The organism is Vibrio atlanticus (assembly GCF_024347315.1).
GTDB lineage: Bacteria > Pseudomonadota > Gammaproteobacteria > Enterobacterales > Vibrionaceae > Vibrio > Vibrio atlanticus.
Window position 1 is genome coordinate 745522 of record NZ_AP025461.1, and the last position, 26432, is coordinate 771953.

Consider the following 26432-nt stretch of genomic DNA (forward strand, 5'->3'; position numbering starts at 1 on the left):
GTATAATGCTTCGAATCTTATTGATTGCAGTTATCTCGGTGTTCAGCACGATGAGTTTTGCAAGCGAAGAGGTTGAGTACTCAGAATTGGACTATTTAGATCGACCGTTGATGGAACGCTATATCTTGGATGAATTGAAGCAGCTAAGAATGGACCAACAAGATCTTGAAAGACGTTTGACTATTCAGATGACCGACCGCGAGCTCTCTGTTGCGGACAAATCGCTGAACTACGCCAACGTGACAGTAACCTATTTTTTCTACATTATTGCGGGTGTCGCTTCACTTATCGCATTAGTTGGCTGGCAATCGCTTAAAGAACTCAAGCACACAACCAAAGAAATGGCTGATCAGCGATTGAATTCTATCGCTCAAGAGTACGAAAAGAAATTTAATGTACTTGAAAGGGATCTAAAGCGTAAGACTCGAATCATCTCAGAGAACAACCGAGAAATCGAAATCATCAATGAAATACACAACTTATGGTTGAGAGCGCAAAATGCTCAAACCGCCGAGCAAAAAATTGAGATTTACGATGAGATCTTAAAAGTCCGCCCTGGTGATTTAGAGGCACTCACTTATAAAGCTGATGCCGCAATGGACATGCAGGAATACCACTGGGCAATGAGCTTATGTAATCGTGTATTGGAAGTGGATGATCAAAATGCCCATGCCTTGTACCAACGAGCTTGTTCGTATGCAAGATTAGGTGCTGAAGGTCAGGCAATCGACGACTTAGAGCGCTCTATCGAAGCCAGTGGCTCAATGCGAGAGTTGCTAGCTGAAGAGCCAGATTTTGAGATGCTACGCGGCTTAGATCGTTTTGAAGCACTTTGTGAAGAGTAATTATTTAATGGCATAGTGAGCTTCGTACGCTTACTATGCTTTTAATCATTTTTACGGAACGGTTTCTTACATTTCGCTTATTTTACTGAACTGATTGTTATGTTATAACATTGGAAAAGTTCATTGCGATAACCGTTAAGTATTTTTATGAAGTTCCTCCGTACTGGCCTGATTATTACTGCTATCAGCGCATTTTCACTTGCTTTATATCTTTCTATTTCTCCTGAACCACCAGAAGACATCGCTATCAAAATTACACCTTACCAAGGTGCGGTTTCGGCGGATGAGAAGCCATCGAATTCAAACGTTGAGCCAAGTTCTCTGGTAAGAGTTCATTATTTTGTCAAAGTTGGGGATACACTCAGTAATGTATTTACCTCTTGGAAACTCCCTTACGGAACGGCTAAAAAGATACTTGAGGCCGATCTAGAATCACTGAAACTGGACACGATCAAGCCTGGTGATCATCTAGAGTTGTTGTTGGATAGTGAATCTAAACAGCTAGTCGAATTGATTTACCATGAGAGCTTGGTTGAACAAGCTGTCTATACAGAAAATGATGACGGTAGTTTTAGTTATCAGTTCATCGAGACTCCTGGGGAATGGAAAGAAAAGCTGTACGCAGGTGCGGTGCAGGGTAGTTTTTCCACGTCAGCTTACAAGGCCGGTTTAACCAGTGCCCAGATAGCCAATATCACTCGAACGCTGAAAGATAAAATTAACTTCTCCAAAGATCTCAGAGCTGGCGACAGCTTTAATGTTTTGGTTAAAGAGCAGTACACGGAAGATCACTTAACGGGTAAGACTGAAGTGCAAGGGGTCTCTATCAAGCTACGAAATAGGGAAGTGGCGGCTTTTCTTGCTGCGGATGGACGTTTCTATGACCGAGAAGGGAATAGCCTTGAGCAAGCTTTCAATCGATACCCAATAGATAAACAATTCCGAAGAATCACTTCATCATTCAACCCATTCCGAAAGCATCCTGTGACTGGACGTGTATCGCCGCATAATGGTACTGATTTCGCAACACCTGTGGGTTCATCCGTTTATTCAACGGGAGACGGTAGGGTTGTGGCACTTCGTGACCATCCATACGCAGGAAAATACATAGTGATAGAACATAACAGTGTTTACAAAACTCGTTATCTGCATTTGAGTCGATTCTTGGTTAAGAAAGGGCAACAGATTAAGCGTGGGCAGGAAATTGCGCTGTCGGGTGCAACAGGCCGTTTAACAGGGCCTCACTTACATTTTGAAGTGTTGGTACGTGGAAGGGCGGTCGACGCGATGAAAGCAGACCTGCCTTTGGCAAGCTCTATATTACCGAAAGACAAGGGGGCGTTCCTTGCTCGAATTGCCTCTTTTGATGAGATCATCTCTGAGCAAGAAGGCAGAACGAGTTAAATTCACTTCAGCCACGGCTTATCCTTATTCCAACCTTCTGGTGATAAACAAACCGAAGGTTGGAATAAGCATTTATGGAATTACATAATTTCAGATTCGATTAAGCGACGACAACTGCTGTGCCGCTGGCTGATACCATCAACATGCCATTACCTGTTCCTAAGACTTCATAATCGATATCGACACCAACCACTGCGTTTGCACCCGCTTCAATCGCTTTCTGCTCCAGCTCTTTGAATGCGTAGTTACGTGCTTTCTCCAGCTCCTTTTCATAGGTGCCAGAACGTCCACCGACGAAGTCTCGAATACCTGAAAACATATCCTTGAATACGTTAACCCCTAGAATGGCTTCTCCGGCAATAACCCCTTTGTAATCGACAATGCGTTTGCCTTCGACAGATTGTGTGGTGGTAATAATCATAGTGGCCTCTGTAAGTTGATGGTTGGTTACTAGATGAGTTGTTACTAGTTGATTGGTTACTAGGTGACTGGCTACTCGTTGAGTTTTGTCTCTGAGCGTGTGAATTCATGCCTCAACCATGTTCTCAGTTTTAGCACACTTTCTTGTTTTAATTTGTTTTTTGGACAAACGAAATAGAAGTCTTGATGGGGGTTAGCCACTGGATCACTAATTTCGACCAACATGCCATGGCTGATGTCATCTTTCACAAACAAGCGGTGAGTGACTAATACACCAAGCGAACGAATGGCAGCCTGTACGGCTTGAATCGAGACATCGAACGTCAAGTTACTGTGGAATGTCGGCATGGGTATTTGGTAGTGATCGCACCACACTTGCCAGTCATGCTGTCTTCTTGGGTTGAAGACACCAATGGTTGGGTTTTGTTTCACCAGTTGTTCAACGCTTAATCCCATTTGGTTTTTCAATAGTGCCGGGCTGCACACCAATACCAGATCATCGTCACCGAGCTTTTCGCTATAATATCGATCCCACTCGCTCGGTTTGCCGTGCACGAGCGCGATGTCTACACCTTCCTGCTCTATGTCGAAAGTGCCCGTTAACGTAGATATGCGAATATCAAGAGAGGGAGCAAAGCTTTGGAATTCGGAAACTCGCGGGATCCACCAGTGCATGGCGAGTGAGTTAACCATGTTGAGGGTGATGCGGTGGTCGTTAGGCGTTTTGGCGAGTTCTTCTGTGGCTTCTATTACTTGTTCCAGTGCGGGTGCGACTTTTCGATAATATCGCTTACCTGCGGCATTCAGCACAACACGGCGACCCACACGTTGGAACAGCGGCTTATTGACCAGTTGCTCTAATGATTTTATCGCTTGGCTTACTGCTGAATGACTGACGTACAACACGCGAGCGGCTTCGGTCATGCTGCCTGTTTCGGCGACAGCAATGAAAGCATAAACGGATTTAAGTGGAACGAGTTTCTTCATTGGTAAGCTTTCCTTACAGTTGTGGTTAATAATACTCGCTATTTCTCATCACGTCACGCCTCTAAAATAACTGTCATAGGAGGTGATAATTATGTCTGATATTACCAAGGCGACGGCTTTCATGTTGTTGTCGACGTTCAGTTTGTCTTTAAGTGGCTTAATGGCCAAGTATCTATCGGTATCAATACCCGTTTCATTATTGAGTTTAGTGCGTTTTTTGTTACCCAGTCTGTTTTTATTCCTATTTTTGATGTTGTACAAAATCACGAAACCTTCACTCGGTATGTGGAAACCTTTAGTGATGCGTGCGATTTTTATGGTGGCATGCCAGTGGTGTTTCCTAACGTCTTTGCAAACCCTAACGCTGGTTGAAGGTGTGGTGTTGTTCAGCACTGGCCCTCTGTTCATTCCTTTGTTAGAAAAATTAATATTTGGAACCAAAATTCATACAACCACAGTGATTTGTTTAGTTGTCACCTTTGTCGGCGTAGCGATGATGGCTGGGGACTGGTCGCAGTTTGAATTTGGTTCAGAGTTCTTTAGGCCAGCGTTGTTGCTAGGGTTATTGGCGGGTGTGTTTAATTCGGGTTCACAAGTGAGTTTGTATCGAGCATCCAAGACTAGCCTGACACCCGCAGAGCTTAACGCGTGGACGTTCTTGGTCGCGGCAATCATTGTGATACCAATGGTTGTGTTTACTTCAGTATCTGCGGATCCAGATATGCTTGAGAGTGCTGCGGGCAATGGAACCTTTTCGGCTCTGCTATCTTTTGAAGGCTTACGCTGGATTGGGCTTGGCGCTTTTGGATTGGCTCTATTTACTATTAACACGCAAATCTTCCGCTCGAAAGCGTACAAGTTGGCAGACAGCGGTTCTCAGTTGGCTCCCCTAATTTTCACGAACATGCTGTTCAGTGCGTTATGGCAGAGCTTGTTCTTTGATGACGTGTTTTCATCTCAGCAGTTAATCGGCATCAATTTGATAGTCGTGGCGAGCATAACCAATACTCTATTGGCTAAAAGACACAGCAAAGCAAAAGCCAAGCAAACACCTCGATCTGCTGTGGCTGTAGCAGATGCTGCGGTTTTGGACTCTGCCGTTAAAAGCTAATCATTGAGGCTGAAGATTACAGACAAAAGCCTAGAACAATGAACGAATGTACTCTTTTACTCGGTCGATGTGTTCGTTTGGTTCAATCTTGCAACGCTGTTTAGTCTCTAGGAATCGCTCAGCGTATTTGTCATAGATTTTGTTTTCTAAAAACAGCAAATACAGTTTTGGATCGATATGACCGCTGGTGGCCATGTCGGTCATGATATTGAGTGATTCGCTTAGGAGTTTGCCTTTCTTATACGGGCGATCACTGGAGGTGAGCGCTTCGAATACATCGGCAATGGCCATAGCTCTAGACGGCAAAGGTAACTGGTCTTCGTTTAAGCCTCTCGGGTAACCCTTGCCATCGATACGTTCGTGGTGTCCGCTGGCAATGTCAGGAATGTTCTTGAGATAAGATGGGTAAGGGAGCTTGTTGAGCATGGTGAAGGTTTGAATGATATGGTCGTTTATCATGAAGCGTTCTTCGTCGTTTAAGGTACCGCGACGTACTTTCAAATTGTGCAATTCACCTTGGTTGTACTTGACTTCACCAGGTTTGAGTACAAACGCTTCTTGCCACACGTCGGCTGGGTTAAAGCCATTATCCCAAGGTATTTTATGTTCGGGTTTATCGACAAGTAGCGGCTCCATCACGGGCAGCGTTTGGTCTTTGATTCTTGGCTCAATTTCATCTTTTTCAGCCGGATCTTGCTGCGTGTTAAATCTCTCTTTTTCAGACCAAGATAAACCTAGCTGATCGTCGAGTGTTCGTTTCCATTGGCGCTTGGCTATTTGGTCTAAGCGCTCTAGTTGCTCATCCGTCATAGACTCCCCACCAAGGTTACACTCGGCTACGAAGGCAAACTCTTCATCCAATTCAGATAAACTTTGCTCGAGAACTTTCAGCTGATCTTCTTGAAGCGCTCCGTTCGCTATGGCTTTCCAGTAGTCGGTTTCAGCCTGTTGTTTTAACAGTTCGAAACGCATTCGCACTTCGTGGATTCGGTCGTAAATGGTTTCCAATTTTGTAGCTTTGTCTACGACATACTCAGGTGTGGTTACCTTGCCGCAGTCATGAAGCCAAGCGGCGAGCATTAACTCTTCCCACTGTTTACTATCCAATGAGAATTGCGGGTAATAACGGTCATCATCAATGGTTGCTTGAGTCAGCCATTTGGTCAGTTCAGGCACTCGTTGGCAGTGCCCGCCTGTGTAAGGTGATTTGGTATCAATCGCTGATGCAATCAACTCGATAAAGGCGTTAAGCATGTCTTTTTGTTGCTGCATTTGGTCAATGTTATCTTTGGCTATTTCCGCAAAACTGAGCAGTTCTCGTAAGAAGGCGTGCTTGTCTGCCTGCATCTTGGTAATCGGTCTTTCATAGCCAATTGCGACGATACCCACCAACAACTTCTCACGGTTTAATAGTGGAAACAGGTACAGATCTGAATTGAAGATCGAATCTTGGTAATAGTTGAGAACATTGTCTTCTCGGTTTAAGTGGATGGTTTCTCCAGATTTAAGCTGGCACAGCAACCAAGGGGTGTGCTTGATGAAGTCATTGATGTCGGCCTTAAAGGGAAGAATGGCGAGGTTCGCGGCCGTATCAAACACATCTTTCTCTTTTGATTGAGTGAAGAGGACGATGGTTTCTGCTTTGGTAATTAAATAGCTTTGATGAGCAATATTCTTGGCTAAGATCGAAAACTCCTGATTACCTGCCGTGTCTCGAAGTAGCGTAATCAGATCATGAAGCGTGTGTTCCATCAGCTCAATCGAGTGGGCGAGGTTAGCCACTTCTTGAATCATGCTTTTGGGATAATGAGTTCGCCTGAAGTCAAATCGTGCGATGTTGTCGGTGAGTTGCATCAGTGTATTGAGCGGCTGAGACAGACGATTAGCAACAAACCATACGATAGCGAAGCAGATGAACAACATACCAATCGCGACCGCAACTTGCTTGTCTCGCATTGAGATAAGATCAGCGAGCAGTTCATTGTGTGGCGTCGCTTCTGCCAAATATAAAGTGACATTTTGAGTGAGTTCAACAGGCGTTAGCGTTAATGCCCAAGTGTTTAAGTTGTACTCAACGTTTTTTAAGTTGAGGTTTAATTTCTCCTCGTCGGAGATAAGTGGTGCTATGACGGATGCTTTCAATGCTTCCATCTGTTCACGCTTTGGCACATTAAAAAAGCTTAGATCTTGTTCACTGCCAGAGAGTTTGCCCGTCGCTTGGTTATTCGTTTTCTCAGCTTTACTTGTGTCGTTGGGCGGGGAGGTAAGCTTGGGGATCGATAAATCAAGTTGATGCTGACCGAGAAGATTAAAATGTTGATCGAACAAGGCGAGTCGGGTTTGCGGAGAGTAGGCCAATTCACTGATCTGGGAAGAGAGAGATTTCAACGTGAAGTCGGCACCAACGACATGCTTGCCATCCAATGAACGTCTAGAAAGCGTAATGCCATTGGTTTGCAGGAAATAGAATAGGTAGGGCTCAGAAAGTTGTATTGAGCCGTCAGGCTTTGCGTTACGAAACCAAGGTCGAGTAGTGGGGTTGAACTTACTCTCTGCTTGGCTGGTGCTGATCACTTGATGTGCGCCATCAAGGAAGGTAATAAAGTTTTCACCGTCTAGATTGGTGCTGCTGACCATCATGGTCGCTTTGGCGGGGGCGTTATTGTCGGCTCTCTGTTTAATGGATCTCAGAGGGCGAAATATTCTGAAGTCACCATCTTCAGAACCATAAAATAGAGCGACCAAATTGGTGTTTTGTTTGAAGATGATATCGACCGAAGCAAGCCAAGATTCTTTTTCGACGGAGGAGGTTTGATGAGCAACAAACGGGCTCACTGCCATCACGTTTAAAGTTGTGATGACTGGGGCAATAGCTTGTTTAAATACCGATTCCAGTTTATCGCGATGTTCATTACTGACTTCGCGCACTGTGCCTAAAAGCAGTTCTTGAGAATGCCGATAACTTATCGAAATCAGTACGGTACCGACAAGAGTGGTCAAAATTAAGAAAAGGCTAGTGATGTGGATGCTCAGCGGATATCGTCTTCTTCTCATCTAACACTCCAGTTTGTAGACTGGTTTAAGTATTGACGAACTTGGGTAGGTTGCAAAAAATTGGCGTAATTACCGAGTATGTTCGATGTTACTTAGATAAGAAAAGCGTTAGCGTCTTCTGGTTAGCTACGTATTCCCGTGTCGTATCAATGAACCAGAATAAACCTTTATGTTTGAGTGCTAATTGTCACTTTCAGCTGATAAACTGGTCGGATTGTTGCTATTAAGCACTCATTTTCTGAAGCACGTTTTTTGACCGAGCGAAGAGGGCATTGATTCATGGAACTCAAAGTAGATACTCACACCCACACATACGCAAGTGGTCATGCTTACAGCACATTGATCGAAAACGCTAAGTCGGCAAAGCAAAATGGTTTAGCTATGTTTTGTACAACCGACCATTCAGAGTCTATGCCGGGCGCGCCACACTATTGGTTCTTCAGTAACCAGCGTGTACTTCCTCGTTTTATTGAAGATGTCGCAATTATTCGAGGTGTCGAGTCAAACATCATGAACACACAGGGTGAAATCGATATTCATCCGAGCGTTGATAAGAACCTAGATTGGGTGATTGCCAGCTTCCACGAGCCCGTTTTTCGCCCATCGGATGTCGCTACCCATACAGAGGCTCTCGTGAATGTGATTAAGGGCGGTCGAATTGATGCACTTGGTCATTTAGGAAACCCAAATTTTGATTTTGATTTTGAACCTGTGATTCAATGCGCGGCGGAACATAACGTAGCAATCGAAATTAATAACACCACGCTTAAAGGCAATAGTCGCGTTGGCAGTGTTGATCGTTGTTACGAGATCGCAAGAATAGCGAAAGCGAAAGGTGCGTTTATTACGACAGGTAGCGATGCGCATTTCTGCATAGATGTGGGCGGGTTAGATCTCGTGTCTTCACTACTTGATGAGGTGGGCGTGGATTCGAGCAAGGTTATTACCCATTCACCACAGCAATTCTTAGCCTTTTTGGCATTACGTGGTCGTCAATCGATTACCGAGTTTTCGGTATTTGAGTGATGGTTTGCCCGGTACTTGTCAGTAATTAGCTAGCTAGTTTGCATTTCGACACAATCAATTTTTGTGCCCGACGGATTTTTGTATACACTAGCCGAAAATAATAAAGTCGAAGTGCCACAATAACGATGGCGCTATCTTCAAAGACATCGCTTCACCTGGAGAAACAATGAAAACTCGCTCAATCCTTTTATCTGGCTTAATCGCTGCTTCACTATTGTCTGGCAACGCTTTTGCTAATGTAGACCTTAAGAAAAACATGCAAGAAATGAAGCTTGCGTTCAAACAAGCGGCAGAAGCTCAAAGCATTGAAGAGATGCAAAAGCCTATCGTTCGTTTAGATACGCTAGTGGCAGAGCTGAAAACGGGTGTTTACCCAGTCGAGAAAGAAGACAACTTCATGGAAGGGTTCAAAAAGATCAGTGCATCATTGGATAGCATTGAGCAGAAGCTAGACCAAGGTGACTTAGAGTCGGCACAGCAGGAACTTCGTACTATTGACGGCCTGCGTGAAGAGTACCATGAGAAGCGTAATCCAAGCATTTGGAGCAAGATCTTCGGCTAATTTGCCAATCAATTGAGTTTGCTAGATACGTAACAAAGAGCAAAACCTCAAGATTCGATTTCTAAAACGCTGTCTTACATTACCCTCTTCAAGGGAAGGTGTAAGGCGGCGTTTTTTATTGTCGTTTCTCTAAACAGTTTACTGCTATTTTTCTAGACATTTTACTGCTAATGGACGCGTAACATTCTTTTGGCTCTTTGGTTGTAACCAGTTTTTAACTAAAAAGAGTGTGCGTTAGCTTCAATTTTTTAACTTGCTGTTAATCTTTACGTTTACCTATATTCCAAGTCCCTCATAATAAGGGAAATTTATAAAGATTTGGAATAATGCGCCGAACCTCGTTCAACTTCTCCATGTTACTTGCTACAGCATTAAGCTGGGTGCTGGTGACATTAATGCCTGTTATCAATGCTCATGGTAATAGTGCGGGAGTATGGGCGTCGTTATGTACGGTCAATGGCTTTGAACTGGTTCAAATTGAAGAAGGTGAACCTAATACTCATAAAGGAAAGCCGTGTCCCTTTAGCCATTTTTCCACGTTTCACCAAGACAATCTTCCAACTACACTACTGACAACTCGATTGAGTTCTATTGTCTCAGACAGCTACGCTTTTTTGGCTCTAAGCGAACGCTACACGAGACAAGCCCCGCGCGGCCCTCCCTTTGGTATTGCTTAAACCTAACCCACTAACATAATTAGAAAATAAAGTATTAAGTAAAGTTAAACATGCTCAGATTACTTTCTGATTTTTCAGAAGGTACGTTTGCGTGTGTCAAAGGAAATTATAATGTTGAGAAATGAATCTCAAATCCCTGCGAAAGCACAAGTAACTTCGCAGTCTAAAAGCAGTGCAACAACCGGTTCGAAAACCAATATAAAAAGCAAAGACCGCAATAAAACTCTCTACTTCCTCACTTGGCGCTGGCACTTCTATGCCGGGCTATTCGTTATCCCATTTATGTTGATGTTGAGTATTACTGGATTGGTGATGCTGTTTGACGATGAAATCGAACTTGCTTTCCATCAAGACGCGATTGAAATTGTTGCATCGGGCGAACCGATCAAGGTGTCACAACAATTAGCTGCCGTACAAAATCACTACCCACAAGGTACGGTGACACAGTTTGTACCGAGCAAAGTCCCTGATCTTGCGAACCGATTTCCTGTATCACTTGAGGATGGCACTTCCGTTTTCGCCACGGTGAATCAATACACTGGCGAAGTGGTAGGAGAAATCCCCCGCAGCGATAGTCTGTATCAACTGGCGAATGACATTCACGGCACTTTGTTGATTGGTGATTGGGGTGATTACCTAATTGAAGTCGCAATAAGCTTGTCTATTCTGTTACTCATCAGTGGTATTTACTTATGGTTACCGAGAGATAACGCGAGCCGTGCTGGCTTTCTTAAACTTCGATTTGGTTCAGGAACGCGTGTTTTAATGCGAGATCTACATGCGAACATCGGTGGAACACTGTCATTCATTCTTCTGTTATTTATTCTATCAGGATTATCGTGGACTGGTTTTTGGGGTGGTAAGCTAGTGCAAGCATGGAGTACTTTTCCTGCTCAAATGTGGGACGATATTCCTCTGTCTAACGAAACGCATGCTTCTTTAAATCACGGGTCTGAAGAGGAAATGCCTTGGAACCTAGAGCAAACTCCACTGCCTTTATCTCAAGATAAGCCAGCAGAACACGTCCACCAAGTAGAAGAAGCGTCTGAAGCTCATGACCATTCTAAGATGGGTGAGGATCATTCTCAGCATGTATTATCTGCCAGTAATTTCTCGATTGATGATGTGATAGAAAAAGCTCAATCTATTGGTTTTACACAATATAAAGTCAATTTTCCGCGCTCAGAAACGGGCGTTTACACCGTGGCTGCCAATACCATGGGAGGCGATATCATCGACCCAACCCAAGATCGCACGACTCACCTCGACCAGTATTCAGGGCGCATTCTAGGAGAGGTGACGTGGCAAGATTACAATTTATTCGCCAAAACCTTAGCCGTCGGTATTTCTCTGCATCAAGGTGACATCAGCATCATTAATAAGCTTCTAAATGCGTTGTTCTGTTTGGCGTTCATTGTGGTGTCAGTGACTGGTGGAGTAATGTGGTGGATACGCAGACCTTCAGGCCAAAGAAAGTTGGGAACGCCACCGAAGTTTGGCGATGCTGGTTTTTGGAAAGCAGGCTTAGTGACTGTGGTTATTATTTCGATACTGTTTCCACTCGCGGGTGCAACTATCGTGACAGCAATGCTATTGGATTGGTTACTGTTTTCACGCGTTGAGAGATTCAAGACCGCGTTGAGTTAATTGACATGCAAACGGACTTTCTCGACTTGAGAAGGTCCGTTTATTTATCAGATGAGAGATTCCTTTGTGAGGAAGACTTTAGACTAGATGCTGCTCTAGATTTGATAAAGCTTTAGATCTGATAAAGCTCAAGCGGCAGGCCGTCTGGGTCTGCGAAAAACGTAAATGATTTCCCCGTAAACTCATCAACTCGAATTGGTTCGACTTCAATGCCTTGTCCTTCCAAATAGCTTTTGACATGTTGAACATCATCAACACAAAAAGCCAAATGTCTCAACCCTTGAGCTTCCGGAAAGCTTGGTCTTTCAGGTGCGTCAGGGAAGCTGAATAATTCTATTTGAGCGCCATTAGGCAGTGCCAAGTCGAGCTTATACGACTGACGTGCTTCACGATAATTTTCCGCAATCACTTCAAGCTTTAAAACTTCTGTATAAAAGCGTTTAGAGACTTCGTAGTCTGAGCAAATAATGGCGGCGTGGTGTATTCCTTTCAGCATTAGTTTATTTCTCCTGCCAGTTTGTCACCCAAGTGTTCCATCGCATAATCAATGAACACACGCAACCGGGCAGGCATGTACTTGGTTTGAGCAAACTGCATCGCGATAGCGCCATGGTAATTACTCTTGATGGTCCAATCTTCTAGTACTTGCACTACAGAACCTTCAGCCAACGCATCTTGAATCACGAAGTCGTGGAAAATGCCGACGCCAAGCCCTTCTTTCACGCCTTTAAGTCGCATCTGAGAGTGGTTTACCGCGTAACGTCCACTGACGGGAACGGTGTGAAACTCATCATCTTTAAGAAAGTCCCAAATGTGGTCTTTATCTGTCTCTGCAAGATACAAACAATCGTGTTTAGACAGCTCGGTAGGGTGGTGAGGAATCCCTTTCGCTTCTAAATAGCTAGGGCTTGCACACAACACGAGGTTTGTTTTTCCGAGTTCTTTCAATACCAAACTCTCGTCAGGTTTGTCGGTAAGGCGAAAGGCAATGTCGATGCCTTGGCGCAATATGTCGATGTCGCCATCAGCTGCCCTTAGCTTGAGTTGAATCTCTGGATACTGATTTAAAAATGGAACAACAAAAGGCTGTAGCACTGAGTTCAAGAACGCCTCAGGCGCCGCTACCGTTATAGAGCCTGCAGGTTCAGTATGGTCGGAGGTAGACAGCTCAACCGCTTGTTGCGCCGCATTAATCATGACCACGCTTTGGTCGTATACCAACTGGCCTGCTTGCGTGATGATCAATGTACGAGTGGTTCGCTCGAACAGCTTTACTGAGAGTGCTTTTTCTAGACGTGTGATCAATTTACTCAACGCTGAAGGTGTAACGCCTAGCTGTTTTGCTGCGGCGGTAAAGCTCCCCTCATTCACAACTAAGATAAACGAGGCGAGATCGGGAAGTAGGGCGATGAGTTTTGGGTTAATCATAAGTATCCAGTTGGGCTAGTTGCAACGATGAGCTTATTGATAATTGTGAGTGATTTACTTTGATTTGTGAATCAATTTCATTAATTACTTGGCGTGATTGCTCTGATTGCTCTGATTGCTCTGATTGCTCTGATTGCTTGGCGTGTTTTGCTTTTCATCTCATCGGTTTTCATCTGTATAGCAGAGTTGCTGATGCACATTCTAAGAGAAGCGGATAATCATCACCATATCGTTTTGAGATGAAAAATAGAGATCTGATATGAAAGTGAAATTAGACACAAACGGAAGGGGATTTGACGTTAAAAAGAGCAGGTAAGACGCGTTTATGTGCCCTGTGTCACTGGGATGAACCATTATTAGTGCCTGTGATTCATTAATGTTTTTCCAACTAAAGGGATAATCGAGAAGGGGATGTTCAACTAGAATAGGGGTATAAGTTTTACAGTGTAAATGATCGAATTGAAATCGTTTACATCCCCTACATAATGCGGCGCGCGATGCTGCTGAATAATAATTAGGAAGGAATAGACAATGTCTTCTGCATTTTACCAACAGATTCAAACTCAAATCGAAGAAGTTAAAGAAGAAGGTCTTTACAAGTCTGAGCGCATTATCACTTCTGCACAAAAAGCAGCGGTTTCTATCTCGACTGGTGAAGAAGTACTAAACTTCTGTGCAAACAACTACTTAGGTCTTGCGAACCACCCAGCTCTTATCGAAGCAGCTAAAGACGGTATGGATCAGCACGGCTTTGGTATGGCTTCAGTACGTTTCATCTGTGGTACTCAAGACTCTCACAAAGAACTAGAGCAAAAGCTATCTACGTTCCTTGGTAAAGAAGACACTATCCTTTACACATCTTGCTTTGATGCAAACGCTGGCCTATTCGAAACGATTCTAGGCAAAGAAGACGCAATCATTTCTGATGCTCTAAACCACGCATCTATCATTGATGGTGTTCGTCTATGTAAAGCAATGCGCTTCCGTTACTCGAACAACAACATGGAAGAGCTAGAGCAACAACTTATCGCAGCTAAAGAAGCGGGCGCTCGTCACACGCTTATCGTAACTGACGGTGTGTTCTCAATGGACGGCGTAGTCGCTAACCTTCCTGCTATCTGTGATCTTGCTGACAAGTACGGCGCACTAGTGATGGTTGATGACTCTCATGCAGTTGGCTTCATGGGTGAAAACGGCGCGGGTACTCACGAGTTCCATAACGTTGTTGACCGTATCGACATCATCACAGGTACGCTTGGTAAAGCAATGGGTGGCGCTTCAGGCGGTTACACTTCTGGTAAAAAAGAAGTAATCGACTGGTTACGTCAGCGTTCTCGTCCATACCTATTCTCTAACTCTGTTGCACCTGCAATCGTATCGGCGTCTATCCGCGTTCTAGATCTTCTAGCGGAATCTGGCGACCTACGTACTCAACTATGGGAAAACTCTGCTCACTTCCGTACTCGTATGGAAGCAGCTGGTTTCACTATGGGTGGTGCTGACCACGCAATCATCCCAATCATGCTGGGTGATGCAAAAGTAGCGGCTGAATTCGCAGAGCGCGCACTAGAGAAAGGTATCTACGTAGTAGGTTTCTCTTTCCCTGTAGTACCAAAAGGCCAAGCTCGTATCCGTACGCAAATGTCTGCTGCACACTCTCGTGAGCAACTAGACCGTGCAATCGATGCGTTCATCCAAGTTGGTAAAGACATGGCTATCATCTAATTTTGAAGGGGTGCCTTGTGCATCCTTTGATTAGATAAAACAACACCCAATAGAACATATAGATTTTTGATTCTCGCCTTACAGTTAGGCGAGATGAACTGGATAACATTATGAAAATTAAAGCACTTTCTAAGCTTAAGCCTGAAGAAGGCATTTGGATGACCGAGGTTAAAAAACCTGAAATGGGTCATAATGATCTTCTTATCCGTATTAAGAAAACCGCAATTTGTGGTACTGACGTACATATCTATAACTGGGATGAGTGGTCACAAAACACAATCCCAGTACCTATGGTAGTAGGTCACGAATACGTGGGTGAAGTTGTTGGCATCGGCCAAGAAGTTCGTGGTTTTGAAATCGGCGACCGTGTATCTGGCGAAGGTCACATCACATGTGGTCACTGTCGTAACTGTCGTGGCGGCCGTACTCACCTTTGTCGTAACACTACAGGTGTTGGTGTAAATCGCACTGGTGCGTTCTCTGAGTTCCTTGTGATCCCTGCGTTCAACGCATTTAAGATCCCTGCAGAAATCTCTGACGATCTAGCATCGATCTTTGACCCGTTTGGTAACGCAGTACACACAGCGCTTTCTTTCGACCTAGTAGGCGAAGACGTGCTAATCACTGGTGCTGGTCCAATCGGTATCATGGCTGCTGCTGTTGCGAAGCACGTTGGTGCTCGTCACGTTGTAATTACTGACGTAAACGAATACCGCCTAGACCTTGCTCGTCAAATGGGTGTGACTCGTGCAGTAAACGTAATGGAAGAGAAGCTTGAAGACGTAATGGCTGATCTTGGCATGACTGAAGGCTTCGATGTAGGCTTAGAAATGTCTGGTAACCCATCTGCGTTCAACAGCATGCTGACTAACATGAACCACGGCGGTAAGATCTCTCTACTAGGTATTCCACCATCAGATATGGCAGTAGATTGGAATCAAGTAATCTTTAAAGGCTTGGTTATCAAAGGTATCTACGGTCGTGAGATGTTCGAAACTTGGTACAAGATGGCGTCACTAATCCAGTCAGGCCTAGATCTAACACCAATCATTACTCACCGCTACAAAGTGGACGACTTCCAGAAAGGCTTCGACATGATGCGTTCTGGTATGTCTGGTAAGGTGATTTTAGACTGGGAGTAGGTTACAACCGGTTTTGAATTTCAGAAGGCAACAGGTAAAACTGTTGCCTTTTTTGTCGCCATTCTGTAGCCATTTTAAGTTGATAATTAATTTAACCTGTTGATATTTAATGGTTGTTTTTGATTTTGCATAGAGTGGCAAGTTTGATTCAATCAGGATTAGACCTATCACCAATCATTACTCATCACTTTAAAATTGATGATTTCCAAGCTGGCTTCGATGCTATGCGTAGTGGGCTTTCTGGCAAGGTTATCCTCGATTGGGAATAGAAAAAATTAGGCTCTAAATAGCAAAAGGCGACAGTGAAAACTGTCGCCTTTTTTACGAATAAAACCGCTAAATAACGGTCGATTACAGTGCCTGCCGCCACTTTGTCGCCATTAATTCTCTAATGGATTGAGGTGTACAGCTTGTATCAAATGTTCTGGAGCAAAATGAGAATACGCCATTGTCTGCTCAATTTTAGTGTGTCCAAGAATTCGCTGTAACACCAAAATATCCCCTTTGTTCATCATAAAATGCGAAGCAAATGTATGTCGTAGAACAGGCGTCGCTTGACCACTCGGTACGTGCTCTGGTAAAGCTCTTTTAATGTAGCGCCAGGCGTCCTTGTAACTCGTGTTAAAAATTTTATGGTTGCTCACCGCGATATCTAAGATCTCTTGATATAAAGCCGGTGAGATGGGCACACTTCGATTCCTCTTACCTTTTGTCTTGGTGTAAGTCAGTTTAAATTCAGCTACCTGTGAACGGGTAAGAGTTAGAGCTTCACTTATACGGGCACCGGTGGCTAAGCAAATCTTAGAAATTACAATGAGCTGTGGAATCGAGACTGTAATGACTCGGTTGAAATTTTTCAGGTTAACTAGGGCGTGTTGATCTTTCGTGAGTGTTTTTTGAACAGCATGGTAAAGAGTTATAATTTGCTTCGCCAAAAGTAAAACCATAACCAATACCATGCCAAGAACAATGCTAACTGATATTCGCTGGGAACTGCTACTCCAAGTTATGAAAAGTACAGGTCGTATTTACGATAAAACTGAACATCGAATGACATTTGAAGGAATACTTTATCGAATGAGAACAGGTATTCCTTGGCGAGATCTACCCTCTGAGTTCAAAGAGTGGAGTACCGTTTACAGACGATTTAATCTTTGGTCAAAGAAAGGGATTTTAGATAATCTTTTCAAAAGCTTATCTAGCATGGCTGATTTTGAATGGGTATTTCTTGATGGCTCTATAGTTAGAGCACATCAGCATAGTACAGGTGCAGCTACTGAAAGTTCAGAGCAAATAGGAAAAAGTCGCGGGGGCAACTCAACCAAAATTCACTTAGCCGTAGATAGTGGTGGCCTGCCGATTTGCTTTGATTTATCAGAGGGACAACGCCACGATATAGTGCATGCTGAAAGCTTAGTTGAGCAACTCGATGAAGTTAATACCATCGTTTGTGATAAAGGATATGACAGCGAACCTTTCCGTACTTTTGTTAAGGAACGTGGCGGAGAAACGGTAATTGCTAAACGCAATTACGGACAAGATATAGACAAAGACAGTATGGATTGGTGTCTATACAAGTATCGTCACTTGGTCGAAAATGCCTTTGGGAGAATTAAGCATTATCGAGCTATTTCAAGTAGATATGACAAGCTAGAAAGGAATTATGCCAGCATGTTATCGCTGGCATTCATGTTAATGTGGCTACCGATGTATTGTTGAACGCGAAATGTACAGCAAAGATCAACACGCCCTAAGAACTCTTCAATTTGTGGCTTGGTTAGATATGCTAGTTTCGTTTCTTCTCACTTGTTTTGATTGTTTTGATTGTTTCGATAGCTTCAAGTGGATTGGGGTATTTCCATTGATTGTACTTAATTAGTTTCTTGAACATTCCCTTTAGATAAATCAACTCCGTGTTATGTGTTGTTGGTGAAATCTTAATAGATTTATTTTTGCCACGGTAGGGTATTCGCGCTGCACGATAGTCTAAATAGTCTCGTTCTTTAAGGTGGGAGGCAATTGGATTCCCTAATTCTTCAATTGTCTTGGCTATTAGCTCCCGAGCTTGTTTACCCGATTTCAACGTATGACCGTGTATGGTCCACCAAGCGTCTAACAGTTCGCTCATTCTACGGTGATCGGGTTTACTTCCCATCCATGGCTTATCGTCAATCTCCTTCATCGTGTGAAGCTCAAAAGCCTTTGCTTCTCCCCTAGTCGTAAACTTTTTACGAACACGTTTCCCCGTTCGCCCATTCGGGTAACATTCGCAGAGCCAAGGTTTGGTAGAACCATCTTTTAAATTACGGATAGACATAATAAAGCCTAAAATTACTGTATATAAAAACAGTTTAATTGGGGCTGAAACGTAGAACAATGTTTTATATCGGACAAAAAGCACAGGTTAGGTTCCTATCTCAAAGTGCTAAGAAAGCTAATAGGTTATTGTGATCCGCAACAGCAGTTTTTGACAGTACAAAACTGGAAGGTAACTTCTCTCGTTGGAAAGACTTGAAGAGCATTATAATGGTTGAAAACTTCCGTATTGAGAAATGAAAAGTAATCGACCTAGAGTATCGTTACTATATCAGCTCCAAAGTGCTAAGCGCAGAGCAAGCTGCGATGGCAGTTAGAGAGCATTGGGATATAGAGTCAATGCATTGGGTACTTGATGTCAGTATGAATGAGGATGCGTGCCAGATATACAAAGACCATGGAGCGGAGAATCTATCTTGCTTGCGTCATATGAGCTTAAATATGCTCAGAGAAGAGCCAACTAAGCTAAGCATTGTTGGGAAGCAAAAGCGATGCATGATGAATACAACCATTCTAGAGGCAGTATTAAGTGCTGGTTTTACTCAGGCGGTGAAAAACTAGGCACTCATGCGGTCGCCCTGCTGATCAATTGACACTAAATTATGGTTTTTTTATACAACCTCATTCAACTGAGGTATTTACTCTATTTTTTAACGAAAATACCACCATATTCTAGTTAAAAGTGAACTGCTGTATCGAATTCACGCTAAGTTGATGTTAATTCGCCCAATTTTCGGCTATATTACACTCGATGAATAAGGGCGTAACGATTTTTATTCTCACTCCTCGGTTGTTAAGGTAGGTAATGTGCCATTAGTCATGGCGTTATTTTTAGAATAAATGTGGGTTCATTGATGAGTATTAAAGATTTAAGTGTAGTAAAGAAAATTGGGTTGAGTTACTTAGCCGTATTTCTGGTTTTTGCAGTTGTTTCTGTAGTGATGATGTCGAGTTTATTATCACTGAATAAAAACACAGCGATATTAACTGATAAAAGCCTGCCATCGGTTGCCTTGCTTAAAGGTATTCAAGTTGATATTACAAAAGTTCGTAAAGATGAATTTTCGCTTCTGTCAAATGCAAAGCATCCCAAAATCGCGGAATGGATAGAGGGGCTTGAACAATGGAGGGAAAATGTTCAACAAGGTATTTTGTCGTATGAAGCTCTAGCGCTGAGTGAGCAAGAAAAGCGTTCTTTTAAAGTATTTAAAGATACATGGAATAGTTATATTTCTGAAACGCAGCAATATAATTATTTACTTGCACAAGGTAAGGCAAAAAAAGCAAATGAAGTTGTTTTATCTAGTTTCACTACATATACAAAAGCTCTTACTAGCTTGGACAATACGCTTAGCTTAAATGATGAGCTTATAAATCAGCTAAAAGTAGAAGTACAAAGTGAATCTCAATCGACTCAACTTACTGCCACCGCTGGTTCCTTAGTCATTATCGGTATGATAATTCTTTCGTCAGTTCTGTTATCTCGAGTAGTTTGTAAACCGGTTAATCGAGCTTTATGGTTTGCTTCTCAGATAGCTAAAGGTCAGTTGAATAATACAATTGACGAAAGAGAGTTAACTGAAGATGAACTTGGTACTTTGCTGAAAGAGTTAGTATCAATGCAAAATAATTTGCATTCTTTAGTCTCAGAGGTGAGTGATTCTACAATTCAATTAACAGCAGCGGTGGAAGAGGTGAGTGCAATATCAGCTCAAACGGCTTCAGGAATGCAAAATCAACAATTAGAGTTGAGTTCTGTTGCATCGGCCATGACAGAAATGCAGGCCGCAGTTAACGAGGTAGCGCAGAATACAGAAAGTGGAGCTACCTCAGCAAACTCAGCAACTGAAGTTGCAAAGCACGGAACCGAGATTTTAAATAAAACAATCCAAGAAATTGATAAGGTCACTAAAACAATACAAAACACAGATGAATTGGCAAGTGATCTAGAAAATAGTTCAAGTAGCATTAATGTTGTTGTTGATGTTATTAGAGGGATTGCGGAACAAACGAACCTATTAGCCTTGAATGCTGCAATAGAAGCTGCTAGAGCAGGAGAGCAAGGGAGAGGCTTTGCTGTAGTAGCTGATGAAGTTCGTTCTCTGGCTCAACGAACGCAAGAATCTACAACGCAGATTGTCGATATTGTTGAAGACTTACAAGAAAAAACCATCAAAATGGGGGAGGCAAGCAGGGAGTGTCAGAGTGGTATCGCTACATGTGTTGACCAAGTCAATGAGGCTGGAGAACAAATTGATATGATTGAACACTCTGTCGAGAATATTGCTCAGATGAGTACTCATATTGCAACAGCATGTAGTGAGCAAAACTCAGTGTCAGAAGAGTTAAATCGAAGTGTGGAGCATATTAATTCAGCATCCTCAGAAATGGCAGAAGGCACTTCACAAACCGCTATAGCGTGTCAGGAAATCAGTAGTCTAGCTCATAATCTCCAATCGAGGATGGGAGCATTCAAGCTATAGAAAGGTGCACTACGCCTTAGATTTTTTTAATCAGGAGTGGCGTTGTTGATCAAATCAGCTCGAAGATCAACTCTAAGCCATTTCTGTCCAGAATCTTCACAGTTGGCACTTCGTAACGTAGAAGTGCCCCATAATCACTAAGAGTAAATGGTCATACACATTCTATTCATCTGTGTTTGCAATATCTGAGTTAATATACATTTACATCGATTTTAACGGGCTCTTTTTTACAAAAGGATATATACCAAGTTCCGCCTGAAGCTATACATGCAGCCTCTAGTTGAGCATCTTCATCTCGCTGTTGTGCTTTTCGTATTGCACGTGCTTGGCGAGAATCAATAGTTCCTTTCTTACATTCCTCATCAGACATATCTAAACCTCTACGAGCTAATTCCTTAGATACGACTTCCAACGTTGCAGAACGGTATGCGGGCGCGCTATTACCAACTTCGTAACACAAGCTATAAGTATCAAGATAACGAGCATCACTTTCCGAAACGTTTGAGCAACCAGCAACAGTCCCAATAACCCATAAGATTAAAAGATTCCTTCTAAACATATAAATCCCGAAAATCAACAAATTTAAAGTAATTACATTATACATGAATAAGATGATAAGTGCTGTTAAAACAATAGCTTTGAGAAATACTGACACGGATGCATAGATCCTCAAACGCTCAGATTAGCTGTTATGAACTATATAGTCAGTCGACGTTTATGTATTTCTTGATCTTGATAAATGGAATTAATGATGCGCACTTTTCCCGATAACAAGCGTTATGTAGATAGAGGGAAATATGACAACATCCGATTTAAAGGCTACTGTGTTTGTGCGTATTTCGGTGATTGCGATCGGCTGTTTCCGCTGTTTTTCAAGCAAGTTGTCGCTATTTTTACAATTCAGCAACGTGAATGATTACGCCGCACACTTTTCAGGGTTCAAATACACCTCATCGATATAACTCCATTCACCTTCGCCATAAACATTAAGGCCAGTCGCATCAATGGCTAGGTGCTGTATTGCTCCTCTCGTTTTTGTCTTAAATGAGACCTCAACTTGCTTAGCTCTATGATTGATGCAGTGTAATGCGGACAACTTAATGGAACATGGGCAAGTCTAAATATTGAGTCGATAAATCCTTGCGATGCTCTCAGTGGCATAGAAAACATGCGTTTCACCATGAGGGCCGTCGTGATAGCTAAATCGCTGAACCGACGTGGCCTTCCGCGCTTATTTTGTTTGCTTTGCGCCCAACCGCTTATCGCCTCTTCATCAATCCAAAAGGTCATAGAGCCACGGTTAATAAGTAATTGGTTGTATTGCTTCCAGTTGGTTGTTTTGTAGCGTGGTTTAGGCATGAGGCTACGAGAGATAGTGAACGTAGCAGATCAGATCGTAGGTTATGGATTTAATTCCATTGAATTACGCAATAAGGCCTAAATGGACCGCTAAAATGGCATATATGCTGGTTTTGTAAAATCAATGAAAATGTAAAATGTAATCTATCAATATATTTCGCCTTTGGGAAAGTAAAGACATGGCGAAATATATTCACGATACCTTAATTAGCAAATCATGAGAGTCTATGCCATTTTTAAAATCTCAGGCTGAACAGCTTTCTCAACCAATCAGTGATGAGTTGGTGTGTGGTGTTTACTTGAAAATGGACAAAAGTGCGTTTCGTCCATTACGGAATGAGTTCAATGTGGCGCAAACCGCATTGCGTAAACTCAGTCAGAATCCGGCAGAAAGCGAAAAAGACGAGTTGATAGCCGCGTGTCACGCAAGTTGGCAGTCCTTGTCCGAGCGTTTGCTTGAAACTTTCGCCCACACCACGCGAGACATCGAGTTAATTTCTTGGTTTATCGCGGCTCAATTTTTGCTCGACCCTAGTCTTGAGAGTGCGGCCAATAGTATCGAATGGTTGGCGGACTTGGCAGAGCAACACTGGGATCACCTCAACCCCGTTTTGACTGAAGAAAAACTCACATCCGACGAGAATGCGGCCATCGCTAAGCAACAAGCTGAAGCGAAAATTAAGGCATTGATGCAATTGGTTGGGGAGAGTGAAGAGAGCTGTTTGCTGTATGGGCCATTGCTTCAACTTCCTTTGGTCGGAACGGTAACATTTTATGACTACCAGAGCGCCGAGCGCCGAAGTGAAACCAGTCAATTAAAGTCGTCTCTCTCTGCAGTAGTAGCTCAGGAGCGCGCTGCCATCACCGCTAAATTGGACAATTTGAGCCAAGTACTCGCGCAGTTGGATAGATTGCGCGTAAACGTCGCTCAGCGAAGCCAAGCATTAGGCGTCAAAGCGGCCAATTTTGGCTTCGTGACGGGATTACTGCGTCGCGTGGACCAAGCGCTATTTCATCTCACTGGGATCAAAGTGACGGCGACGACGGAGCCGAAAGCCGCAGCGCCTGCTGATGAGCCTTCCGTGGTTTCCGAGCCCACGAATATTGAGCCATCGACTTGTACATCGGAGCCTATGACAACGTCACAGCACCTCCATGCCGGGAACTTGTCCGCGTTGGGCGCGCTCAACAATATGAACCGTGATCTGGCATTCCATCTATTGAGAGAGATCGCGGACTACTTTCGCCAAAGCGAGCCGCATAGTCCTAGCGCTTTCATGTTAGAGAAGGTGATTCGTTGGGGCTATCTCCCTCTGCCTGAGCTGTTGCAAGAGATGATGGCAGAGAAAAGCGCTGACTCGGTCAGTGCAATGTTTAATGCCGTTGGGCTCAATCACCTTGAGCAGGTGACTCTGCCTGAAGTGACACGCCCAGCGGTCACCCCGGTGCCTTCGGTGGCTCCGCAAGTTTCGGAAGCACCAAGTGCCCAAGAGTTAGTATCACAGACTTCCCCTGTCGATACCCAACCTCAACGAGATGATGAACCTAAATCCTCAGCTAAATCTGGCTTGAGCTGGTAATCGTCTTTTAAAAATAAGGAAAAAACATGGCAAGTATTTATATGCGCATCAGTGGCTTCAACTTCGAAGAAGGTGCAGCCACTATCGAAAAAATAAAAACAGAGAATGGAGAAAGCACAGATTGGTTTGCGATCCAGTCTTATGCGTGGGGTGGTGCTCGCAACGTTGCGATGGACATTGGTAATGCCACCAACGCTGATGGTGGCATGGTCGGCGTGAGTGAAGTCAGTGTCACTAAAGTAGTAGATGCTGCCTCAGAAGCTCTCTTGTCTTATCTATTTGCCCCAGGTAAAGATGGCCGTGATGTTGAGATTGCCTTCACCAAACCAGCGGATGGAGGTAAAGGTGTGGAAGTGTACTTCCAAATCAAACTCGAAAAAGCACGTCTGGTTTCTTACAACGTGAGCGGCACTGATGGCTCACAACCTTACGAGAGCCTATCGCTGTCTTACACGAAAATTTCTCAAAAGCACCATTTTGAGTCAACTGGTGGTGATCTTAAGCCAGGTGGTATTGTGACTTACAATATTCCTACGGGAATTATGGAGTCTGGTCAGACAGGATCGTAAAAGCTGTGCGCATTATTTTTCCAATAATGCGCCTAACTTCCCAATAGAATAAATAGGACAAGCTATGTCATTGAACTCGCAACACAAGCGCGTCAGCAAGAACCGAGTCAGCATTACGTATGATGTGGAAACCAATGGTGCTGTGGAAACCAAAGAACTGCCGTTTGTCGTCGGTGTAATTGGTGATTTCTCGGGCCATAAACCGGATTCGGAAAAAGTCGCGCTTGAAGAGCGTGAATTTACTGGCGTTGATAAAGACAACTTCGACTCTGTGATGGGGCAAATCCACCCACGTTTGTCGTACAAAGTGGACAACAAGCTAGCAAAAGACGACACACAATTTGATGTGAATTTGAGCTTTCGATCGATGAAAGATTTTCATCCGGAGAATCTGGTTGAGCAGATCGACCCACTTAAGCAGTTAGTTGAGACACGTAATCAACTCAAAGTGTTGTTAAGTAAAGCGGACCGCTCAAGAGATCTCGAGAGTCTGTTAAAAGAAGTTCTACAAAGTACAGACGCCATCAATGGCTTAGCTGAGGAACTTGGTTTAAATCAGGAGGGCGGCGAATAATGTCGGTAGAACAACAAGCAACGCAAAATGTGGCAGAAGCAGAGGCTTCGCTGAGTTTTCTTGATCGTGCGATCAGTGCGACCGCCCAGACGCCCGTCAATACGACGAAAGAGTTGTTGAGCATTATGACGGCCCAAGCGCTAGAAGGGACCGTAACGTGGGATAAAAACTTTACACTGACCATTGAGAAAGCCATCGGCGAGATTGATCGTAAGATCTCTGAGCAGTTGTCTACGGTGATGCAAAACTCTGAGTTCCAAAAAATGGAAGGGTCTTGGCTGGGGCTACAAAAACTCATAAAAAATAGCGAGTTAGGACCAGATTTAAAGATCAAACTGGCGGATTACACCAAAGAAGAACTGCTTGAGCAATTCGAAGATGCCCCAGCAATTGATCGTAGTCGCTTCTTCAACATGGTGTATCAGGAAGAATTTGGTACGGCCGGGGGTCAGCCGTACGGTGCTCTCCTTGGGGATTACGAGTTTGGTTACGGTGACGAAGATGTTTCTTTGCTTCGTTACATGGGCGAAGTCGCGTCGGCATCTCACTCTCCATTTGTTGCGGCGGCAAACGCTGGCATGTTCGATTTCAGTTCATTCAGTACCTTTGCTGAAGGTAAACCAGTCGCTACAGGCTTTGACTCGCCAGCGTATGCAAGTTGGAATGCATTCCGTGAAAGCGATGACTCGCGTTACGTAGCGCTGACCTTACCTAAGACAATGGCACGCTTACCATACGGCGCGGATACGGTGCCAGTGAAGTCTTTTGCGTTTGAAGAGCTGAAAACGCGTGACAACGGCCAAGCCATTGTTTCATCAGACAACGAGTTTGTTTGGAGCAATGCAGCGTATGAATTTGGCTTACTTATGACTCAAGCTTACACAAAATACGGTTGGTGTACGGCGATTCGTGGTACGGAAAATGGCGGCAAAGTTGAAAACTTACCGAATTTTACGTACGTGTCAGATGCCGGTGATCTATTGCAGCAATGCCCGACTGAGCTCAACTTTACCGATGAACGTGAGAAAGAACTGAGTGATCTGGGCTTCTTGCCGCTCGTGCATTACAAAAACACGAACTACGCGGTGTTTATGGGCGCGCAGACGACGCACAAGCCAAAGACTTACACAGATCCTGATGCAACGGCAAACGCCGCAATTTCAGCTCGTTTACCTTATACGATGGCTAGCAGCCGCATTGCCCTGTACCTCAAAGTTATGGGCCGTGATCGTATTGGCTCTAACTTAGATCCAAATGATGTTGAGCGCGATCTCAACTCTTGGATCGATCAGTACGTAAACCCAAATGCGATCGGTAACGATGCCAAAGCCACCCACCCGTTGGTTGAGGCAAAAGTCACTGTTGAAGAACAAGCTGGCCGACCTGGCGCTTATTCTGCGGTGGCCTACCTGCGTCCTTGGCTACAAATGGAAGAATTGACGACCTCATTGCGTATGGTTGCAAATATCCCTGGTTAATCTGATTCGGGGGCTTGTAGTCCCCGAATGTTTTGCATTGAGTTT

The 26432-nt window shown here is 43.8% G+C and carries 22 protein-coding genes and 4 pseudogenes; 17 read left to right on the forward strand and 9 right to left on the reverse strand.

Features of this window, described 5'->3' with window-relative positions:
* Positions 1-5 precede the first annotated feature (5 nt).
* Positions 6-845: a tetratricopeptide repeat protein gene (locus OCV30_RS19020; protein ID WP_065678198.1), complete on the forward strand. Its 840-nt coding sequence runs from the start codon at positions 6-8 to the stop codon at positions 843-845.
* A gap of 147 nt (positions 846-992) precedes the next feature.
* Positions 993-2249: a peptidoglycan DD-metalloendopeptidase family protein gene (locus OCV30_RS19025; protein WP_065678199.1), complete on the forward strand. Its 1257-nt coding sequence runs from the start codon at positions 993-995 to the stop codon at positions 2247-2249.
* 100 nt (positions 2250-2349) lie between these two features.
* Here the strand turns inward: OCV30_RS19025 and OCV30_RS19030 are convergent, their stop codons facing one another.
* Together OCV30_RS19030 and OCV30_RS19035 are read right to left on the reverse strand one after the other, a co-directional pair.
* Positions 2350-2670 (reverse strand): heavy metal-binding domain-containing protein, encoded by a 321-nt coding sequence (locus tag OCV30_RS19030; RefSeq protein ID WP_004730185.1) that lies wholly within the window; start codon positions 2668-2670, stop codon positions 2350-2352.
* Positions 2671-2741: 71 nt separating this feature from the next.
* Entirely contained in the window at positions 2742-3656 is a 915-nt protein-coding gene (locus tag OCV30_RS19035) for a LysR substrate-binding domain-containing protein (RefSeq protein WP_065678200.1), read from the reverse strand.
* Positions 3657-3747: 91 nt separating this feature from the next.
* On the opposite strand from OCV30_RS19035, the gene OCV30_RS19040 reads away from it, so the two are divergent.
* Positions 3748-4767 carry a DMT family transporter gene (locus OCV30_RS19040; protein ID WP_065678201.1) on the forward strand — a complete coding sequence of 340 codons (1020 nt, stop codon included), beginning with the start codon at positions 3748-3750 and terminating at the stop codon, positions 4765-4767.
* 30 nt (positions 4768-4797) lie between these two features.
* On the opposite strand, the gene OCV30_RS19045 is transcribed toward OCV30_RS19040, so the two are convergent.
* Positions 4798-7821: an HD domain-containing phosphohydrolase gene (locus OCV30_RS19045; RefSeq protein WP_065678202.1), complete on the reverse strand. Its 3024-nt coding sequence runs from the start codon at positions 7819-7821 to the stop codon at positions 4798-4800.
* Positions 7822-8100: 279 nt separating this feature from the next.
* Here OCV30_RS19045 and OCV30_RS19050 point away from each other — a divergent pair, with 279 nt between their 5' ends.
* From OCV30_RS19050 to OCV30_RS19065, 4 genes are all read left to right on the forward strand, one after another.
* Positions 8101-8847 carry a phosphatase gene (locus OCV30_RS19050; RefSeq protein WP_065678203.1) on the forward strand — a complete coding sequence of 249 codons (747 nt, stop codon included), beginning with the start codon at positions 8101-8103 and terminating at the stop codon, positions 8845-8847.
* A 166-nt stretch (positions 8848-9013) separates the two neighbouring features.
* Complete coding sequence (locus OCV30_RS19055) at positions 9014-9409, forward strand: cytochrome b562 (protein WP_065678204.1); 396 nt, start codon at positions 9014-9016, stop codon at positions 9407-9409.
* 326 nt (positions 9410-9735) lie between these two features.
* Positions 9736-10086 (forward strand): hypothetical protein, encoded by a 351-nt coding sequence (locus tag OCV30_RS19060; protein WP_065678205.1) that lies wholly within the window; start codon positions 9736-9738, stop codon positions 10084-10086.
* Between the two features lie 111 nt (positions 10087-10197).
* Positions 10198-11733: a PepSY-associated TM helix domain-containing protein gene (locus OCV30_RS19065; RefSeq protein WP_065678206.1), complete on the forward strand. Its 1536-nt coding sequence runs from the start codon at positions 10198-10200 to the stop codon at positions 11731-11733.
* Positions 11734-11845: 112 nt separating this feature from the next.
* Here the strand turns inward: OCV30_RS19065 and gloA2 are convergent, their stop codons facing one another.
* Together gloA2 and OCV30_RS19075 are read right to left on the reverse strand one after the other, a co-directional pair.
* Positions 11846-12229, reverse strand: a complete 384-nt coding sequence (gloA2, locus tag OCV30_RS19070; RefSeq protein WP_065678207.1) for an SMU1112c/YaeR family gloxylase I-like metalloprotein — start codon at positions 12227-12229, stop codon at positions 11846-11848.
* Positions 12229-13161, reverse strand: a complete 933-nt coding sequence (locus tag OCV30_RS19075) for a LysR family transcriptional regulator (RefSeq protein WP_065678208.1) — start codon at positions 13159-13161, stop codon at positions 12229-12231. The genes gloA2 and OCV30_RS19075 overlap by 1 nt, the downstream gene beginning before the upstream one ends.
* A 531-nt stretch (positions 13162-13692) precedes the next feature.
* Here OCV30_RS19075 and OCV30_RS19080 point away from each other — a divergent pair.
* The 3 genes and pseudogenes from OCV30_RS19080 to OCV30_RS19090 form a co-directional block, all read left to right on the forward strand.
* A complete protein-coding gene (locus tag OCV30_RS19080) occupies positions 13693-14886 on the forward strand; it encodes a glycine C-acetyltransferase (protein ID WP_017059545.1) in 1194 nt (397 codons plus the stop codon).
* Positions 14887-14996: 110 nt separating this feature from the next.
* The gene (gene tdh, locus OCV30_RS19085) at positions 14997-16028 is read left to right on the forward strand and encodes an L-threonine 3-dehydrogenase (RefSeq protein ID WP_065678209.1); all 1032 of its coding nucleotides are present in this window, start codon (positions 14997-14999) and stop codon (positions 16026-16028) included.
* 134 nt (positions 16029-16162) lie between these two features.
* Positions 16163-16297: pseudogene (locus OCV30_RS19090) on the forward strand (L-threonine 3-dehydrogenase); the annotation flags it as partial.
* Positions 16298-16408: 111 nt separating this feature from the next.
* On the opposite strand, the pseudogene OCV30_RS19095 reads toward OCV30_RS19090, so the two are convergent.
* Positions 16409-16864: pseudogene (locus OCV30_RS19095) on the reverse strand (tyrosine-type recombinase/integrase); the annotation flags it as partial.
* Positions 16865-16985: 121 nt separating this feature from the next.
* Here OCV30_RS19095 and OCV30_RS19100 point away from each other — a divergent pair.
* A complete protein-coding gene (locus OCV30_RS19100; RefSeq protein WP_261879049.1) occupies positions 16986-17747 on the forward strand; it encodes an IS5 family transposase in 762 nt (253 codons plus the stop codon).
* Between the two features lie 67 nt (positions 17748-17814).
* On the opposite strand, the gene OCV30_RS19105 is transcribed toward OCV30_RS19100, so the two are convergent.
* The gene (locus OCV30_RS19105) at positions 17815-18345 is read right to left on the reverse strand and encodes a phage integrase (protein WP_276536997.1); all 531 of its coding nucleotides are present in this window, start codon (positions 18343-18345) and stop codon (positions 17815-17817) included.
* A 146-nt stretch (positions 18346-18491) separates the two neighbouring features.
* Here OCV30_RS19105 and OCV30_RS19110 point away from each other — a divergent pair.
* Positions 18492-18905, forward strand: a pseudogene (locus OCV30_RS19110) (ISAs1 family transposase); the annotation flags it as partial.
* Positions 18906-19198: 293 nt separating this feature from the next.
* Positions 19199-20827, forward strand: a complete 1629-nt coding sequence (locus OCV30_RS19115) for a methyl-accepting chemotaxis protein (protein ID WP_065678307.1) — start codon at positions 19199-19201, stop codon at positions 20825-20827.
* 190 nt (positions 20828-21017) lie between these two features.
* On the opposite strand, the gene OCV30_RS19120 is transcribed toward OCV30_RS19115, so the two are convergent.
* Together OCV30_RS19120 and OCV30_RS19125 are read right to left on the reverse strand one after the other, a co-directional pair.
* A complete protein-coding gene (locus tag OCV30_RS19120; RefSeq protein WP_017082421.1) occupies positions 21018-21482 on the reverse strand; it encodes a hypothetical protein in 465 nt (154 codons plus the stop codon).
* Positions 21483-21791: 309 nt separating this feature from the next.
* Positions 21792-22186, reverse strand: a pseudogene (locus OCV30_RS19125) (IS5 family transposase); the annotation flags it as partial.
* Between the two features lie 227 nt (positions 22187-22413).
* Here OCV30_RS19125 and OCV30_RS19130 point away from each other — a divergent pair.
* The 4 genes from OCV30_RS19130 to tssC all read left to right on the forward strand — a co-directional run bounded on the left by OCV30_RS19130 (position 22414) and on the right by tssC (position 26387).
* Complete coding sequence (locus OCV30_RS19130; protein WP_065678303.1) at positions 22414-23766, forward strand: type VI secretion system protein TssA; 1353 nt, start codon at positions 22414-22416, stop codon at positions 23764-23766.
* 26 nt (positions 23767-23792) lie between these two features.
* Positions 23793-24335 (forward strand): Hcp family type VI secretion system effector, encoded by a 543-nt coding sequence (locus OCV30_RS19135; RefSeq protein ID WP_065678302.1) that lies wholly within the window; start codon positions 23793-23795, stop codon positions 24333-24335.
* Positions 24336-24399: 64 nt separating this feature from the next.
* A complete protein-coding gene (gene tssB, locus OCV30_RS19140) occupies positions 24400-24909 on the forward strand; it encodes a type VI secretion system contractile sheath small subunit (RefSeq protein WP_017082797.1) in 510 nt (169 codons plus the stop codon).
* A complete protein-coding gene (tssC, locus tag OCV30_RS19145; protein ID WP_065678301.1) occupies positions 24909-26387 on the forward strand; it encodes a type VI secretion system contractile sheath large subunit in 1479 nt (492 codons plus the stop codon). Before tssB ends, tssC begins: the two co-directional genes overlap by 1 nt.
* The last annotated feature ends 45 nt before the right edge of the window (positions 26388-26432 follow it).